The organism is Fructilactobacillus sp. X7R4C1, from assembly GCF_059901115.1.
Map to the genome: position 1 here is coordinate 1 of NZ_JBWXVD010000004.1, position 15,751 is coordinate 15,751.

Here is a 15,751-nt window from a genome sequence, read left to right on the forward strand (position 1 = left end):
TCAACGCCGCATGTAATAATATACCATGTGGTTAATTTATTGTCAATAGAAAAGTTTGACTAATTTTAACCAAATTGATATGCCGCACTTGACGACAACTAATACTATACTATCTATCACAGTTAACGTCAATACTTTTTTTAAATAAACCCAAATTAATTTAAATAAGAAAAAATTAAATTCAAAAATCCTCATTTTATTGATACACTTAAATAGTTAATGACTTATATAAAAAGAGGAAAAACATGGATTTTTTTAAATTTTTAATTGACTTTATATTACACATTGATCATCACTTAATCACGATCGTAAACATGTTTGGCGATTGGACATACTTAATCTTATTTGCAATCATATTTATTGAAACTGGAGCGGTCATTTTACCTTTCCTTCCTGGAGATTCACTTTTATTTGCAGCCGCTGCCCTATCTGCTAACTCCAATTATCATCTTAGTATCTGGATATTCATCATTATCTTCTTCTTAGCATCTGCCGGTGGAGACTCCCTTAACTTCTTTATTGGAAGAAAAGTTGGAAACGCACTAACTGAACACCACTTTTTTGGTAAATTTATCAAGGAAGAAGATCTAACTCGTGCACGTGAATTCTTCGATAAATACGGTGCAATTGCCATCTTTTTGGCTAGATTCATGCCAATTATCAGAACCTTTGCCCCATTTGTAGCCGCTGGCACAGATTTCAGCTATAAAAAATTCCTTAAATACAACCTCATTGCTTGTATCAGTTGGGTACTGATTTGTTGTGGAGCTGGGTATTTCTTCGGAAATATTCCGTTCGTTCAAGAACACTTTTCACTAGTAATCATTTTGATTATCGTAATTTCACTAATTCCAGCTTTAATTGGATATCTAAAAAGCAAGATTTCTACATCGAAATAGGTTTCAAACAAAAAGAGCCTGTCTATTAGATCTTAATCTTCTAGACAGACTCTTTTTTTAGTTGTCTTTTACCAATCCAAATTATAAAAGATAATCCCAAAAGAATAATTAAAAAAAACAACAAAAAGCACATTAAAAAATACTGATTCGGCAATACGTTAATGATTGGATCTTTCTTTGGCGTAAAAACCCAATCCTGATTTCTAAAAAGAACATCATGGAAATAAATAAAAACATCTTGAAAATCCAAAACACAAAAGACTCCAAAAAAAATTATAAATAAAATCGTCATCTCTGAAATCAACTGAAACTTCCATAACTTCTTAAAGTAAAGGAAACGAATCATAATGACAAGTAAAACCATGGATACAATTAACAATGCCAAATTATTAACTAATACCAACGCTCTTACATTGTTAAAATGTACCATCCCATTTGCTGAAATTGGAAACTGGTCCAAACTTAATTTAGACGCAAATGGATTCTGAATGAAACCAATCATTTTATAAAAATTACTCATTAATAATCCACTTGAAACATGAAATTGATTAGTTAAATTCAACACGGAAGATGCAACATAATAAAGCCAACTAGCATTGATAACAAAAAAAACGGCAAATGTTATTAAAAAAAGTAGTATTAAAACAAATACTACTAAATCTTTCAAACTATAAAGTATTCCATTCATCTAAGCTATTTACCTCATAAGTAGGTTGAACTTCTTTCTTTTTTACCTGTTCTCTGGTAGACACACCAGTATAAGTCAGCAAAGTATCTACTCCATCGTTAATGCCGGCCATAATATCAGTGTCATAATTATCGCCTACCATGATTACGTCTGCTTTGCTTAAATTCAATTGATCTAAAGCTTTTCTAACAATTAAGGTCTTGGGTTTGCCAATCATCACCGGCTCAACCCCTGAAGCATACCGAACTGAGTCGATAATTGAACCAGCACTTGGCAGCATCCCATATTCGCTTGGAATTCTCGCATCTGGATTAGTTCCAATAAATTTAGCACCATGGGCAATCCCCAGCACTGCTCGTGCTAATTTTTCATACGTCAAGTCACGATCAAGACCAACCACTACATACTCTGGATTATCTGTAAAAATATTGAAACCCATTTTCTCCATGGATTCCTTTAATCCATTTTCTCCAATAACGTATGCCGTTCTGACTTTATTTTCATGCGACTTCGCATCCTCACTAACAAAAGCAGCTGTAGCCATCCCAGAAGTATAAACGTTGTCATTTGTAACATGAATATCGTGATTAAGTGCCAAATTATGGACCACCTCACTTGGAGTCTTAGTTGAATTATTCGTAACAAATAAAAAAGGAATGTAATTTTTCTGGAGTCTCTCAATAAAACGCTTAGCCGCTGGGATTCGCTTTTTTCCTTGATAAACGGTTCCATCCAAATCAATTAAATATCCCTTGTAACTCTTCATCAAGATTTCACCTATTTCTGTCTAATGGTAAAGCCGCGCTTGCCATCTCTAAAATGTTTTGATTTAAAATTATTATTTGACGTCTGATTAGCATTATGCTTGCTTGCAGTTCCTGCTTTTCTATTTTTTCCACCAGCACGTTGTCTTTTTCTACTAGTTTTATGGCTTTGATTCTTTTCCTTTTCGGCTTCCAAATTGTGTAAGACAAAGTAATTAGAACCAAAATTGGCATCCTCAATAATATAATCTGGAATTGCCGCATGACGTAAACCTTTACTAACATTTCTAAAGTCAGCATAAAAACCTTTTAGCCGTAACTGATTATATCCCCAGTCACCAACAATGTAATCAAAACGTGTCAAAATGGGATTAAATTTATTGGCAAATTCACCTAAATCAAAAGCATTTCTAATATTAGCTTCAAGAACGTACACGTGGCCATTAATGCTTAAAGTTGTTTCATCAACCTGCTTAATAGTAGCCAAGGAATCTCTCTCATCATTCCTTGTTTCAATCAAACTCTCAATTTCGTTGTGATCCATTTTACTTCCCCTCGATCGGAAACTTCTTTGCTAGATAATCACCAAAAACATCCCGCAAAGTTTCACCATAAAAAATGTTATTTTTACCCACAATGCTAATCGCCGGGAAAAACGGAATAAAACTATAATGATCAATCAAAGCAATCGTGTATTTTTTATCGGGTTCTACTAGTTGATTATGATAGAATAACTGCTTTTTATTAGTGTCGTATCGAATCCCATCATAAATGAGCCTTCCAAAATATTTTCCCCGAAAACCCATTCCTTTTTGCTCAAAACGAACTAAAAAGTCCTTGTTCTTTTCCATTTCCATAATCATTTCCCACAAGTTATAACCATAAAATTGACTTTTCATAACGTGAATTGAATGTGGTAATAATTTATGGAGTTCGTTTTTGTCAACAATTCCCTTTTTTAAATCACCTAAAAACAAACCCGTGTTCAAAACGGCAGCAGTTGTCCCAGCTTTAGCTTCAATGGCCTTTAGTCCCAAGTCAACCAGTTCATTATCATCAGTTAGTGACGTTGTCATTGTATGAGGAATGTCAGCAACCTTACTACTTGCTAAAATTCTCTCACCGCGATCTTCAAGACGCTCAATCTCCTCTGCATCTTGCACATCGGTTTCCATTTCAGATGTTTTATATACACGTGCTTTAACGTTCTCTACTCTTTTTTCAGCGTTAACGTCAAAAGTAATTTCACCGACGTAGTGGCCCCATTTCTCAGCTGCAGTTAACATGGTTTGATTAACCATTTCACCATGAACTAACAAATGATGAGTGTGACCCCCAACGATAATATTGATGTCAGGAAATGCTTTCGCAATTCTTCGATCATTGCTAATCCCTAAGTGAGAAAGCAAAATCAGAACGTCATATTGCCCCTTCCAATCATTCAAACAACGCTCAATGGTACTTTTAATTGGAAGTGAATTCCAATCCATGTATTGGTACGTGGGATAAGGCGCCGTTAAGCCCATAAAACGGACCCGAACATCATTTTTTAGCTTAAAATCACGATACGGGATCGCCCATTTTGGAAGTTGACCAGTTCTTTCATCAATCACATTATCCAAAACAACGGGAAAATTGGCATCATCATAAAGATGCGCCAGTTCGTCATGTGACATTGTTAGTGCTTCATTATTTCCAATTGTTGCAGCATCATAACCAACTGAATTCATCAATTCAATGTTGGCCTTACCAGAAGTAGCATCAGTCAGCGCGTTTGATCGGTCAATGGCGTCACCGTCATCAACTTTAAACACTCGATAACCCTGCTTTTCCAATTGTTTTGTTCTTAGTTTCATAAATCTTCTGATCTTGGGCCAATTTTCAAAATGAGAATGAAGATCATTGGTATGCAGAATTGCTACTTTATCATCCATAAAATTACTTCCTCAAAATGTTTTCTGTAACTATCGCTAATTTCTATTTTAACATCCATCAATAACTATAATCAAAAAGTCGATGACTTTAATCATCGACTTCTTTGTTTTCTCTTCTTTTATCATTTAAAACTTTAAATCCATATAGAACAAGAAGCCAAACAACCGATCCAATTAATGCGATCAATGTTTGCATTTTGAAAATTAAAACAAAAGCAACGAAGACCATAAATCCAACAACGAAAAAGTCAGAATATGGGAAAAATGGCATCTTGAAGGTAAGTTTGTTTGTCTGTTCCTGGTTAAGTGACTTGCGATATTCATAGTGTGTAATAACAATTAAAGACCAAACAAACAAGAAACAAGTGGTAGCAATACTTGAAACTAATTCAAAAACACCGTCTGGCATCAAAATGTTTAACAACACTGAAATAGCAATCACAATCGTTGAAAACAAAATTGCATTTGCAGGAATGTGCCTTTTTGAAAGCGTTCCAAGCTTCTTTGCAAATTTATTTTGGCTCTTGTCGGTTAGAGAAAATAACATTCTACCGGTAGTAAAAATAGCACTATTACAAGAAGAGGCTGCAGCGGTCAAGACCACGAAATTAATAATAGCAGCTGCTGACTTAACTCCAATGTTTGAAAACACTTGGACAAAAGGACTCGAATTTGCTGAAATGTACTGCCAAGGAAAAATACACATCAGAGCCAATAACGAACCAACATAAAAAATAATGATTCTAGTTGGGACTTCATTAATACATTTAGGAATGATTCTCTGCGGATCTTGGGTCTCTGAAGCAGTCATCCCAATCATTTCAATTCCTGCAAAACTAAAAAGAACCATTTGAAAAGAAAGGACAAATCCCGATGCACCATGGGCAAAAAAGCCATCAGAATACAAATTAGACACCTGTGCATAACCAACACTTGTCTTGTAATGCATCAAAACCAAAACAATTCCAATAATGATTAACGCCACAATGGCCACCACTTTAATCAATGCAAACCAGAATTCGGTTTCACCAAAAGCAGACACGGTGATTGAGTTCAACAAGAATAAAATCAAAATTAAGAAGGCAGCAGTTACCCACTGTGGCAGGTCAGGAAACCAAAACTTCATGTATAGACCAGCAGCGGTTACTTCTGCCATTGCAATGGCAATCCAGCAAAACCAGTAGGTCCAGCCTGCCACAAAACCAGTTTTTTCTCCTAGGTACTTATTAATAAATTCAATGAACGAAACACTATTCGTATTTGAAAGTAGTAATTCACCAAGTGCTCTCATTAAGAAAAAGCAAGCAACTCCAGCAATTATATATGCAATGATAATGGATGGACCAGCCAAATGAATTGATTGACCAGCTCCTAAAAACAATCCGGTTCCAATGGTCCCGCCTAGTGCCATTAATTGAACGTGACGACTTTTAAGTCCACGTGACATTTGGTTTTCATTATTTGTATTTTTTTCCAACAAAAACATCCTTTCTTTACGTATGCCTACATTATACACGGATACGTGAAGCTGTTTGCTACTTTTTATGGAAATTATACAGATATTTTGTAAGAAAAACTACCAAAATTTCAAAAAAGGTTAAATCAATGACATAAAAAAGAAATCTTGGATTTACCAAGATTTCTTTTAGGTTATTTACTTGCTTTCTTTTCCTTTTCAAGTCGCTGAACATCAAGGGCAATCATCAATTCTTCGTTGGTTGGTACCAAAAGGGTTTTAATCTTTGAGCCATCAGCACTCAAATCTCTAACCACCCCACGCACATTGTTCTTTTCTTTATCAACGCCAATCCCGAAGTATGACAATTGATCAGTAACTTCCTGTCTAACGGTAATACTATTTTCACCAACTCCAGCAGTGAACACAATTGCATCAGCACCACCAAGTTCAGCTAGGTAGGATCCAATGTATCTAACAATTCGATTAACATAGATTTGACGGGCAATTCTAGCACGATGATTAGTCTTTTGAGCAGCCTCAACCTCACGCATATCAGCAGAGACACCCGAAATACCAAGTAATCCAGACTTAGTGTTTAAGACTTTAATCATATCGTTGATATCTGTCATTCCTTCTTTTTCCATAACGTAGGCCAAAAGAGAAGGATCAACATCACCTGAACGCGTAGCCATGGTTAAACCAGTAACTGGGGTAAATCCCATCGATGTGTCATAGGACTTACCGTTCTTAACGGCACAAATTGAAGCCCCCGCACCTAAATGCATGATAATCATCTTTAAATCTTCTACGGGTTTACCCATTAACTCAGCTGCTCTTTGAGAGACATAGCGATAACTAATCCCGTGGAATCCATATTTACGAGCCGTATATTTTTCGTAGTACTCATAAGGAAGACTGTACAGATAATTTTTCTCGGGGATGGTTTGATGAAATGATGTATCAAAGACGGCAACGCTAGTCACATTTGGAAGCACCTTTTCAAATGCCTTAATTCCTAGAACGTTGGCTGGCTCATGCAGGGGTGCCAATTCATCCAAACTTTCGATCTTTTTGAGAACTTCAGGAGTAATGATTACCGATTGATCGAAATATTCTCCCCCGGCAACGACTCGATGTCCAACTCCGGTAATTTCGTTATAGTCGTTGATAATATCAAGATCGAGTAATTGATCTAACAAAATTTGGATTGCTTGTTCATGATCCTTAACATCTAATGTTTCCTCAAATTTCTTCCCATCATCATATTTAATTTCAACATGTGATTTTGGTAAGCCAATCCTTTCAATTAAACCTTCTCCAAGAACTTCTTCTTCTGGCATTTTAAACAACTTAAACTTTAAAGTCGAACTACCAGCATTAATTGCAATAATCTTACCCATGAGTAATCTCCTTAATTTCAACTATTTCTTCAATAAATCGTTTTCTTCCCAATCAACAATCTCAGCCATGAACTTTTGAAAGGCAGTCGTATCCTTAAACGAAGGAAACTCTCCTAACATCACTTTTTGAACTTGGTGACTATCTCCACCACGATTCTGCAAAATTAAAATGGCTTTTTGAGCACTTTTATCCCCAAACAACTCTTGGGGTAAATTCAGTACTCCCTGTAAATAAACCGAATCTTGAAACCACTTCAAAAGTCCCTTTGCTTCACTCGTTTCAAAAAGATTGCTTGGAACTAGGAACACTCCAAATCCAGCAGGCTTTAAGTAATTCATTGACTGCTCAATCAATAAATGATGAACATATGAATGACCAGATTGTGACCGCGTCGCATAACTTTTTGTCTTTTCATCAATTGGATAATAACCAACTGGGAGATCAGAGACAACTAAATCAACCTTAGGAACCAACAGATGTTCAATACTATCCTGCTGAATTAGTTCAACATCTAAATCTTGCATTTCAGAACTAATACTAGCAATTGAAATCATTGAATCATCATTATCGATTCCATATCCCTTAACAGTATCATGAAGTGAATCGTGTAGCTGATTCATGACCGCTGTAAGTAAATTCCCAGTTCCAACTGCTGGATCAAGGATGCTCACGCTAGACTTGTGTTCATAAATCCGCGTAACTATGTATCCCATGATGTAAGCGATTGTATCAGGAGTTATTTGATGATTTGCCTGAATCTTATCTTCTTTAGTAGCTTTGATCATAACCATTTGAATAGCACGTCTAATCGATTCATTATCCATCTTTTTATAGTCAACCGTTTGATACAACTTAGTCAGTTCATCAACAACGTTGGATTTCGGAATACCATCCTCGACCCGAACGATATTGTTATCAATCATATTATCGGCGGTTTCGATGAAAGCGTCTAGATACGAAGTACCTAACGCCTGACTCAAGACTTTACTGGATTGATCAAAAACTTGAAACAATGATATTGATTCTTTCTCAGACAGAATATCAACCCCTCTTCTTATATATCTAGGGTTAATATTACCAGAATTCACGCATATTATTCAAGATTTCTCATTTATCTATTAGAATTATTCAATTCTTTCGTTAGTCTTTGATATTTTGCGGTTCGAATATGATTATTTTGAATTTGAAAATTAATCTTTTGGTAACGATAAACAACTATTCCAGACAAAAAAGTTAAAAACAAAATTGCAACTAACGTTAAACTCCCGCTTCTCTTACAGGTGACTTTTGGCTTCATAATTGACCCCATTAATTCTAATTTGACTAGTTAATATATGATGATGTAATGACCAAGATGCCTTACTAACGTTTAATATGATTGGAATATGTCCACCATTTACTCCACGCAATCGAACCATGTCATGATAATGTTCCATTATATATTCCTTATTTTCTTTCTTACTCTTTAATTTAATGGCATCTTTAGTGACTTTAATCATCTTAAACTGATAATCAGGTGATTCAATCACATCAAGATAACGATAAAAGGTTCCCTGATTATCACTCCACTTTTCCTTTTGAATTAATTGACTAGTAATCATAATCAAGCTAAATGCTAACGAGACCAACAAAAGTGAACAAATGGACTCAATCAACGAAAAACCGGCTCGATCATTTATATTTTTTAAGTAATTCACGTTCATAATTCATCCTAACCTGATGTGTTTCATACTGACTTTTTCTTAAGCAATGATATTCAAAATCATTAACGTTTAAATAAAAGATCATACCACTACAAATCAGAATTAGACCAACTAAAGAGTCAATCAACGTAAATCCAAGTCTAATTTTATTTAATAGTCTCAAGATGATATGCACCCCATCCAAGTTGAATTTTTTGTAAAATCGTTTTCTTTTGGTTCTGCGAATACCATCGAATTGTTTGCGGTTTAACGTATCCATCACTTTTGATCTCAATATCATGATAACTTTTAACGCTTAATCCCTTTGGCATCCTAATTATCTTATCTTTTTGTTTCGATTTGCCGCACTTAGCAAACACCACTTCATCATCTGGATAAAACAATACGTCCGTTGAATGATGACTATTCTGTGACTCTAGTAACGCGTCGTTCCACCCTGAGTCTAAAGTTTGAAAAAAGCGTTCCTCTTTACCCTCAAAAAATCCCAAATAGTTTCCGGCAACCAAGGTGATCCCTAAAATAAGGGATGTTAAAAACAAAACGAGGAGACTTTCCACTAACGTAAAACCCACTTGATTATCTTTGAACAGCATGATTTTTTACTACGACCACTCTTTCCACTTGAGCTTGTTTAGCCTGCTTACTCGTTAAATAATGGCTTCTAACTAACTTGTTAATGGTTACATTTCCGTCATGCTTTTCGTCTTCATAAGCATCGATTTGAGTTTGAATAACCGACACCATCGCCGATCCATGAATTTTTTTGGCGTGATCCTTTTGATTGCTTAAGTTCGGAATAATAATTAGAACCAGTAGCGAGATAATGAATAAGACAATTGTCATTTCAATTAGTGTGAATCCTTTTCTCTTCATTAGTAAATTCCTTTCATTGAGTTATACATTGGCAGTAACATCTGCAAGTAAGCACCCACAATTAGGATGCCGATCACCGCAAATGAAATCGGCTGGATTAACTTAATCAGTAAATTCGACTTTTTGATCATGTCTTTAAAGCTGAGCTGACTTAAAGCTTTTAAATTTTGGGCTAATTCAGACTGAGTACTTCCATTTGATAGAAACACAATCATTTCCTCAGAAACACAATCATTTCCTCAGAAACAAAGGAATAATGAGCTAAACTTGCTCCAAAACTAAGTCCATTGTTAAAACCATCTTGCATGGTCTTCCCAACATCATATAGAAGACTCTGATGATCAAATTTTAATAAACTAAAAACAACTTGTTTTAAGTCCAATCCTCCTTTGATCATTAGCGCAAAGTTGGAGGTCACAAAATATTGGTAATATGACTTAAACAATGAACCAAGTAATGGGATCTTTACCAACAAATTAATTCGATCAATACACTTTTTATTTTTAAAACTTTGATAACCAAAAATTCCCGCCACAAGCGCCATGAATATTAATCCATAAATGACATATTGAATAAAATGACTTCCATTAGAAGCTGATTTACCGGTTAAATCAGCAGTTTGGGGCATGATAAAAAACCTAACTGCAAAAATAATACTAAACAAGACCACAAACAAAAATGCTGGATAAATTACAACTCCCTTAATCTTTTCATTTTGAGCAATTCTTAACTTTAAGAACTCCCCGACCTCCTTCATCTCATTAATCAAATCTCCATGTTTATCGGCAATTTCTAATTGGTAATAAATTGATTCACTCAAAAAGAATCTCATCGATTCTGGCAGCGAATTCCCGTCCTCCAAACTTTGCATGATCCTAGTAACTATTTTCTGATTTTTTGTTGACACCACTTTAATAAACTTCAAGCTTTGACGGATAGAAAATCCCATCGATAAAAGGTCTCCCAAGGTTGAGAACAAGAATGACTGTTGTTTAAGGGAAACACATTTACCCGTAATAGTATTCATCTTTAACTTTTTCACTAATTATTCCTTTCCTCGAAAGCTCATCAATTCGATTCTTCCAATCATTCATATCGTCTTTTAATAGCGCATGATCACCAAATTTATCTTTAATAGTCATAAGAGTCTTAGTCTTCTTTGAAACGGTTGGTATTAATCGTTGATACACCACTAAATTCAAAGCTGATTTGATTCTTTCATAATCAACCCCGAGCTCTAGCAATCTTTGAATTGTTCCTTCAGGAGACCTTGCATGAACTGTGCTTAGCACTAAATGTCCCGATAGAGCCGCCGAGATTGCCACTTCGGCCGTTTGATGATCACGAATCTCACCAATTATAAAAACATCAGGACGTTGTCTTAATCCCACTTTAAGTAAATCAGCGTAAGTCATTTGGGCCCGATCATTAACCTCAAGTTGTAAAAAATTTTCTTCATAAATTTCAACTGGATCTTCAATTGTCATCACGATCTGATTTTTACTAATGCTTCTAACGATTCGATAAATCGTGGTCGTCTTACCAGAACCAGTAGGACCAGCAAACAAAAGTAAACCACGTTTTTTACAAGAGGACTCGATCTTTTGAATTTGATCAGCATAAAAAAAGCCACTATCGACATGATTACTGTCATAGATAATCCTAATTACCATTGATTCATCTTGACTGAAATTACCCACCGATGACAATCGTAAACGTAATTTTTGACCTTTGATTACATAGTCCATCGATCCTAATTGGGGCCTGCGATTATCCGTAACCGACATCCCACTTTGATATTTACAATATGAAATGACTTTTTTAGCCATGTCTTTGCTCAAATCCGTAATTTGAATCGTCCGAACGGCCGTATGAACCTTGATACAATAGTCTTTTTCCTTAGGTAAAATAAAAACATCCGAAGCTTGTCGTTGAACTGCAAATTCCATAATATTGTTCAACCATTGTGTCACTTTCACTTTAATCACATCCTTCATAACTAAATACGAAAAAAAGATGCAATCTAATTAAAGATTGCATCTTTTATAAACTAATTTAATTATTTAGCTTGATTAGGTAATACAGCAGCTTCATAAACATCTTGAACATCATCGTTATCTTCTAATTCATCAATTAGACCACTGTACTGTTCAACTTTATCTGAAGGAACTTCTGTCGTATTCTGTGGAATCAACTTAACTTCGGCATCCAATTTGTATCCTGCATCCTGTAATGCATCACGAACACTAGCCATGCTAGCAGGATCAGTAAGAATTTGATACTCATCATCCGTTGATTTCATATCATCAGCACCAGCATCCAACGCTGCCATCAACATACTATCCTCGTCGTCATCAGTATCTGACTTTGAAATCGTAATAAGACCCTTTCGGTCAAACATATATGAGACCGATCCGTCAGTTCCAAGGGAACCACCATGGTGAGTGAAGGCTGAACGAATAGCAGCAGCGGTTCGGTTTTTATTATCGGTTAAAGCAGAAACCATAACGGCAGTCCCACCAGGTCCATAACCTTCATATGTTACTTCTTCAAATTTAGCTCCACCAACTCCTGAAGCCTTGTCAATTGCTCGTTGAACGTTATCTTTTGGCATGTTTGCTTCACGAGCTTTTTCCATTTCTAGTCTTAATTGAGGATTTCCTTCGGGATCACTTCCACCAGCTTTTGCAGCTTGATATAAGTTACGTGAGATCTTCTGGAAAATCTTTCCACGCTTAGCATCTTGGGCGTTCTTTCGTCCTTGAATGTTATGCCACTTTGAATGTCCTGACATGATCACAACTCCTCTCTCTTTAAACATATTAACTCTACAATTATATCAATTAGTGGCCCTAGTATCAAGCACAGTTCTATTTGGTCGATTCACGCTTCTTTAATCCAAAGGGTAAAAAGACCTTGTTTTCATCAATTTCTTCATTATTCATCAACTTGGTTAAGAGTCGCATGGCAACAGCTCCAACATCATAAAGCGGCTGAGTAATAGTTGACATAGTTGGTCTAGTCATCTCAGTCAGTTTAGTATCATTACTAGTGGCCAGTTCAAATTCCCCGGGAACACTGACACCGTCATCGGTCATTGAGTTCATCACCCCAGCAGCCATATCATCATCGGTAACAATTGCCGCAGTTACTTCATTCTTTTTTAGTTGCTCTCTTAAAGCATATCCACCAGAATAGCTTACATCGGTCTCAAATAATAATGCTTTCTCAAACGGAATTCCAGCATCTGAAAGCGCGTCTTTATACCCTTTTAACCTGAAATCTTTATTAATCGATCGGTTTAAGGGTCCGGAGATAAAAGCAATACGATCGTTTCCGTTACTAATCAAATGGGTAACCTCGGAATACACGGCTTGGCGATAATCAATGTTCACACTAGGAATCTTACCACTAGCATCAACTGAACCTGCCAAAACAACTGGGGCGTGTGACTTTTTAAATTCAGTCCGAAGTTCATCAGAAATTTCATTTCCCATAAATACAATTCCATCAACTTGCTTGGCTTGCAATGTATTCATTGAAGTGAGTTCACGCTGATTGTTCCCATCCGAATTAGTCAAGATAATATTGTACTTATACATCGTTGCTATATCGTCAATCCCGCGTGCAAGCGAAGCAAAATAGGTATTGGTAACGTTGGGGATAATAACTCCAACCGTCGTTGACTTTTTACTTGCTAGTCCCCTAGCAACTGCGTTAGGTCGATAGTCAAGTTTATCAATGACACTCAAAACCTTTTGTTTGGTAGCATCTTTCACATTCTGATTCCCATTTACTACCCTTGAGACAGTTGCCATTGAAACATTGGCTTCACGAGCTACATCATAAATTGTCACATTTTGTTTTTTCAAATTTGGTTTCTCCTATTATGTACTACTAGACCATTAATTATTATAAATATATCAAAGTAAAAGAACTCATTCAAGTGAAATCGGTTACATTTTGAGGCAAAAAAAACCGGACTACCGTCCGATTTGGGTAAATAAATTACTTTTCGTGATGTTCGTGAATTGGATAAATTGTTTCTGCTCGATCTTGATCACTAAAGGCATCATCAGGATCAATCACAATGTCATCAGATTCTTTTTCTTTAGAAAGATCATCTAATTCATTTCTAGGAGCAGGATGTTCCTCAACGTTCGCCCTTAATGAATTAACAGCCTCTTGCAAATCAGATAACTTATCCCCCAGTGATTCATTTACTTTTTGCACTGAGTCTTTAGCATCATCCATCTTATCTGAAGCAAGATCCTTAAGGTCTTCAGCAGTGTCATTTGCGTAATAGACGTAATCTAGCGCACGATCTTTAACATCTTCAGTGGTATCAAGAAGAAAGTCTTTGATCTCACGCTTTCTCGATTCATCTAATAATTTGTACGCTACAAATGCAGCAGTTCCACCGATTACTGATCCTAAAAGCATTCCCTTTTTAAAATTCATAACCAATCCACCCCTTAATTTGTTCCTTCAGAATTTTTGTTGCGTTTGGAGAACAATCTACCAATCATTTTACCAGCAAAAGTTAAAGCCGAAGTCTTAGCTAACAAACCACTCTTCGATCTAACTTTTTCAGTTGCAGTTCTAGTTGCTTCATTTAAATCTGAAACACTAACACCTAAATCAGCAGCAGCCTGAAAAACTGGATCGACTTGATCCAACTTTGAGTTAACATTATTTAACAATGTATTTGAAATCACCATAATCTGCTCACACTCTTTGCTAATATGATTTGCATCATTAGTAAGACTATCAACATTTTTACTTAAGTCTTTAACCGTTTTTGATAAACGGACCAAAAACAAGCATAAAAATACAACTAATACTAAAAAAGCAATTGCAGCAATTAGCGCTGCTAACTCACCAATCCCCATTTAATTATCCTCCTAATGGCTTCTTCTCCATTTAGAATAGCATTATCTAACCCATATGACAATTTAAAAAGCTTAATTTTATTTGGGTCTCGTCTCTGTTAAAATGTTGATAATCGAAAAATTAGGAGCGGAGGACATTATGAACATATTTATCCAATTAGTGGCTAACGGAGCTAACGCTTCATCAGCCCTTAAATCAGGATCCGTTGAAAACGTAGCAAATCCATCGTTTTTAACTAAGTATTTTAGAAGTTTTGACTGGGCTAAAATATTCTCTAATCTTACTACCAAGATTATCAGCATTATCTTAGTTTCAATTTTATTCTTAATTATAATAAGAGTTGGAAGAAGATTTATTAAACACTATTTTAACAAACGTCAAAATGATATCTCGCAAAAACAGGATAAATTGCCCAAAATAACCGGAACGTCAGAACCCATTGCTGCCAGACGAAATAAAACGATGTACACCCTTACCACCAACATTTACTACTACACCGTCGTTTTCTTCTGGTTATATTCACTATTGTCAATGATTGGAATCCCAGTTGGAACGTTACTCGCAGGAGCCGGAATCTTCAGTTTAGCAATTGGACTTGGAGCACAAGGATTCGTCAGTGATATTGTTAGTGGCTTTTTTATCCTAGCTGAACATCAAATCGACGTGGGGGAACGCGTTATTATTAACAATATTGAGGGGTACGTTAAAGCCGTTGGGCTTCGCACGACTCAAATCACAAGTATCAATGGAACTTTAAATTTCATCCCTAATCGTAGTATCACCACCGTTTCCAACCTTTCCCGTGGAGAAATGATGACCATCATCAATATTCGAATTACTCCTGAAACCCCAATCCACAAGGTCGAAGATATCATTGCTAAAGTTAACGAAGAAAAGTGTCCCAATGACCCTGACATTGTTGGTAAACCAGTCATCTTCGGGACTAACTTCTTACAAGATGGCTCGCTTGCAATCTCCGTTTTCTTACACACTAAGAATGAACGTGAATTCGACGTTAACGCTGAATATCTAGGAGCATACCTGACTGCTATTAATAAGGCCGGAATTAATCTTCCACTTTCACCTTTAGTGGTGCCAGAACCACCACAAAGCACAAACTAAAAAAGAGCCTATCAC

At 35.9% G+C, this 15,751-nt stretch carries 19 protein-coding genes; 2 read left to right on the forward strand and 17 right to left on the reverse strand.

The features are described from left to right. Positions 1-245 precede the first annotated feature (245 nt). Positions 246-899 (forward strand): VTT domain-containing protein, encoded by a 654-nt coding sequence (locus AC6UC9_RS04880; RefSeq protein WP_500694417.1) that lies wholly within the window; start codon positions 246-248, stop codon positions 897-899. Positions 900-939: 40 nt separating this feature from the next. Here the strand turns inward: AC6UC9_RS04880 and AC6UC9_RS04885 are convergent, their stop codons facing one another. The 17 genes from AC6UC9_RS04885 to AC6UC9_RS04965 form a co-directional block, all read right to left on the reverse strand. Continuing rightward, positions 940-1,587, reverse strand: a complete 648-nt coding sequence (locus tag AC6UC9_RS04885) for a TIGR01906 family membrane protein (protein WP_500701308.1) — start codon at positions 1,585-1,587, stop codon at positions 940-942. Beyond that, complete coding sequence (locus AC6UC9_RS04890) at positions 1,568-2,353, reverse strand: TIGR01457 family HAD-type hydrolase (RefSeq protein ID WP_500701309.1); 786 nt, start codon at positions 2,351-2,353, stop codon at positions 1,568-1,570. Before AC6UC9_RS04890 ends, AC6UC9_RS04885 begins: the two co-directional genes overlap by 20 nt. 11 nt (positions 2,354-2,364) lie before the next feature. After that, positions 2,365-2,895, reverse strand: a complete 531-nt coding sequence (locus tag AC6UC9_RS04895; protein ID WP_500696897.1) for a YutD family protein — start codon at positions 2,893-2,895, stop codon at positions 2,365-2,367. A gap of 1 nt (position 2,896) precedes the next feature. Then, positions 2,897-4,285 (reverse strand): bifunctional metallophosphatase/5'-nucleotidase, encoded by a 1,389-nt coding sequence (locus tag AC6UC9_RS04900; RefSeq protein ID WP_500701310.1) that lies wholly within the window; start codon positions 4,283-4,285, stop codon positions 2,897-2,899. A gap of 88 nt (positions 4,286-4,373) precedes the next feature. Next, entirely contained in the window at positions 4,374-5,732 is a 1,359-nt protein-coding gene (locus AC6UC9_RS04905) for an amino acid permease (RefSeq protein ID WP_500701380.1), read from the reverse strand. Between the two features lie 203 nt (positions 5,733-5,935). Next, positions 5,936-7,144, reverse strand: a complete 1,209-nt coding sequence (locus tag AC6UC9_RS04910) for an acetate/propionate family kinase (RefSeq protein WP_500696104.1) — start codon at positions 7,142-7,144, stop codon at positions 5,936-5,938. Positions 7,145-7,165: 21 nt separating this feature from the next. After that, positions 7,166-8,158, reverse strand: a complete 993-nt coding sequence (locus AC6UC9_RS04915; protein WP_500701311.1) for a class I SAM-dependent methyltransferase — start codon at positions 8,156-8,158, stop codon at positions 7,166-7,168. Positions 8,159-8,419: 261 nt separating this feature from the next. Continuing rightward, complete coding sequence (locus AC6UC9_RS04920; RefSeq protein WP_500696103.1) at positions 8,420-8,848, reverse strand: competence type IV pilus minor pilin ComGF; 429 nt, start codon at positions 8,846-8,848, stop codon at positions 8,420-8,422. Positions 8,849-8,994: 146 nt separating this feature from the next. Further along, positions 8,995-9,441, reverse strand: coding sequence for a hypothetical protein (locus AC6UC9_RS04925; protein WP_500699838.1), 447 nt, complete (start codon positions 9,439-9,441; stop codon positions 8,995-8,997). Then, complete coding sequence (gene comGC, locus AC6UC9_RS04930; RefSeq protein ID WP_500696102.1) at positions 9,425-9,721, reverse strand: competence type IV pilus major pilin ComGC; 297 nt, start codon at positions 9,719-9,721, stop codon at positions 9,425-9,427. Before comGC ends, AC6UC9_RS04925 begins: the two co-directional genes overlap by 17 nt. Continuing rightward, positions 9,721-9,936: a type II secretion system F family protein gene (locus tag AC6UC9_RS04935; RefSeq protein WP_500701312.1), complete on the reverse strand. Its 216-nt coding sequence runs from the start codon at positions 9,934-9,936 to the stop codon at positions 9,721-9,723. Before AC6UC9_RS04935 ends, comGC begins: the two co-directional genes overlap by 1 nt. Further along, entirely contained in the window at positions 9,933-10,748 is an 816-nt protein-coding gene (locus tag AC6UC9_RS04940; protein WP_500701381.1) for a type II secretion system F family protein, read from the reverse strand. The genes AC6UC9_RS04935 and AC6UC9_RS04940 overlap by 4 nt, the downstream gene beginning before the upstream one ends. Further along, positions 10,729-11,718 carry a competence type IV pilus ATPase ComGA gene (gene comGA / locus AC6UC9_RS04945; protein ID WP_500701313.1) on the reverse strand — a complete coding sequence of 330 codons (990 nt, stop codon included), beginning with the start codon at positions 11,716-11,718 and terminating at the stop codon, positions 10,729-10,731. Before comGA ends, AC6UC9_RS04940 begins: the two co-directional genes overlap by 20 nt. Positions 11,719-11,780: 62 nt before the next feature. Then, positions 11,781-12,515 (reverse strand): YebC/PmpR family DNA-binding transcriptional regulator, encoded by a 735-nt coding sequence (locus tag AC6UC9_RS04950; RefSeq protein WP_500694428.1) that lies wholly within the window; start codon positions 12,513-12,515, stop codon positions 11,781-11,783. Between the two features lie 76 nt (positions 12,516-12,591). Continuing rightward, positions 12,592-13,593, reverse strand: a complete 1,002-nt coding sequence (gene ccpA, locus AC6UC9_RS04955) for a catabolite control protein A (RefSeq protein ID WP_500694406.1) — start codon at positions 13,591-13,593, stop codon at positions 12,592-12,594. 136 nt (positions 13,594-13,729) lie between these two features. After that, positions 13,730-14,182: a YtxH domain-containing protein gene (locus tag AC6UC9_RS04960; protein WP_500701314.1), complete on the reverse strand. Its 453-nt coding sequence runs from the start codon at positions 14,180-14,182 to the stop codon at positions 13,730-13,732. Positions 14,183-14,196: 14 nt separating this feature from the next. Then, complete coding sequence (locus tag AC6UC9_RS04965) at positions 14,197-14,613, reverse strand: DUF948 domain-containing protein (RefSeq protein ID WP_500701315.1); 417 nt, start codon at positions 14,611-14,613, stop codon at positions 14,197-14,199. A 139-nt stretch (positions 14,614-14,752) separates the two neighbouring features. Here AC6UC9_RS04965 and AC6UC9_RS04970 point away from each other — a divergent pair, with 139 nt between their 5' ends. Then, a complete protein-coding gene (locus AC6UC9_RS04970) occupies positions 14,753-15,736 on the forward strand; it encodes a mechanosensitive ion channel family protein (RefSeq protein ID WP_500696097.1) in 984 nt (327 codons plus the stop codon). The last annotated feature ends 15 nt before the right edge of the window (positions 15,737-15,751 follow it).

Coding starts and splice junctions, on each gene's coding strand:
- comGC (WP_500696102.1), bottom strand. CDS start 9,721: ATGAAGAGAAAAGGATTCACACTAATTGAAATGACAATTGTCTTATTC.
- AC6UC9_RS04900 (WP_500701310.1), bottom strand. CDS start 4,285: ATGGATGATAAAGTAGCAATTCTGCATACCAATGATCTTCATTCTCAT.
- AC6UC9_RS04950 (WP_500694428.1), bottom strand. CDS start 12,515: ATGTCAGGACATTCAAAGTGGCATAACATTCAAGGACGAAAGAACGCC.
- AC6UC9_RS04925 (WP_500699838.1), bottom strand. CDS start 9,441: ATGCTGTTCAAAGATAATCAAGTGGGTTTTACGTTAGTGGAAAGTCTC.
- AC6UC9_RS04920 (WP_500696103.1), bottom strand. CDS start 8,848: ATGAACGTGAATTACTTAAAAAATATAAATGATCGAGCCGGTTTTTCG.
- AC6UC9_RS04885 (WP_500701308.1), bottom strand. CDS start 1,587: ATGAATGGAATACTTTATAGTTTGAAAGATTTAGTAGTATTTGTTTTA.
- AC6UC9_RS04965 (WP_500701315.1), bottom strand. CDS start 14,613: ATGGGGATTGGTGAGTTAGCAGCGCTAATTGCTGCAATTGCTTTTTTA.
- AC6UC9_RS04890 (WP_500701309.1), bottom strand. CDS start 2,353: ATGAAGAGTTACAAGGGATATTTAATTGATTTGGATGGAACCGTTTAT.
- AC6UC9_RS04970 (WP_500696097.1), top strand. CDS start 14,753: ATGAACATATTTATCCAATTAGTGGCTAACGGAGCTAACGCTTCATCA.
- AC6UC9_RS04905 (WP_500701380.1), bottom strand. CDS start 5,732: ATGTCACGTGGACTTAAAAGTCGTCACGTTCAATTAATGGCACTAGGC.
- AC6UC9_RS04910 (WP_500696104.1), bottom strand. CDS start 7,144: ATGGGTAAGATTATTGCAATTAATGCTGGTAGTTCGACTTTAAAGTTT.
- comGA (WP_500701313.1), bottom strand. CDS start 11,718: ATGAAGGATGTGATTAAAGTGAAAGTGACACAATGGTTGAACAATATT.
- AC6UC9_RS04895 (WP_500696897.1), bottom strand. CDS start 2,895: ATGGATCACAACGAAATTGAGAGTTTGATTGAAACAAGGAATGATGAG.
- AC6UC9_RS04960 (WP_500701314.1), bottom strand. CDS start 14,182: ATGAATTTTAAAAAGGGAATGCTTTTAGGATCAGTAATCGGTGGAACT.
- AC6UC9_RS04940 (WP_500701381.1), bottom strand. CDS start 10,748: ATGAATACTATTACGGGTAAATGTGTTTCCCTTAAACAACAGTCATTC.
- AC6UC9_RS04880 (WP_500694417.1), top strand. CDS start 246: ATGGATTTTTTTAAATTTTTAATTGACTTTATATTACACATTGATCAT.
- AC6UC9_RS04935 (WP_500701312.1), bottom strand. CDS start 9,936: ATGATTGTGTTTCTATCAAATGGAAGTACTCAGTCTGAATTAGCCCAA.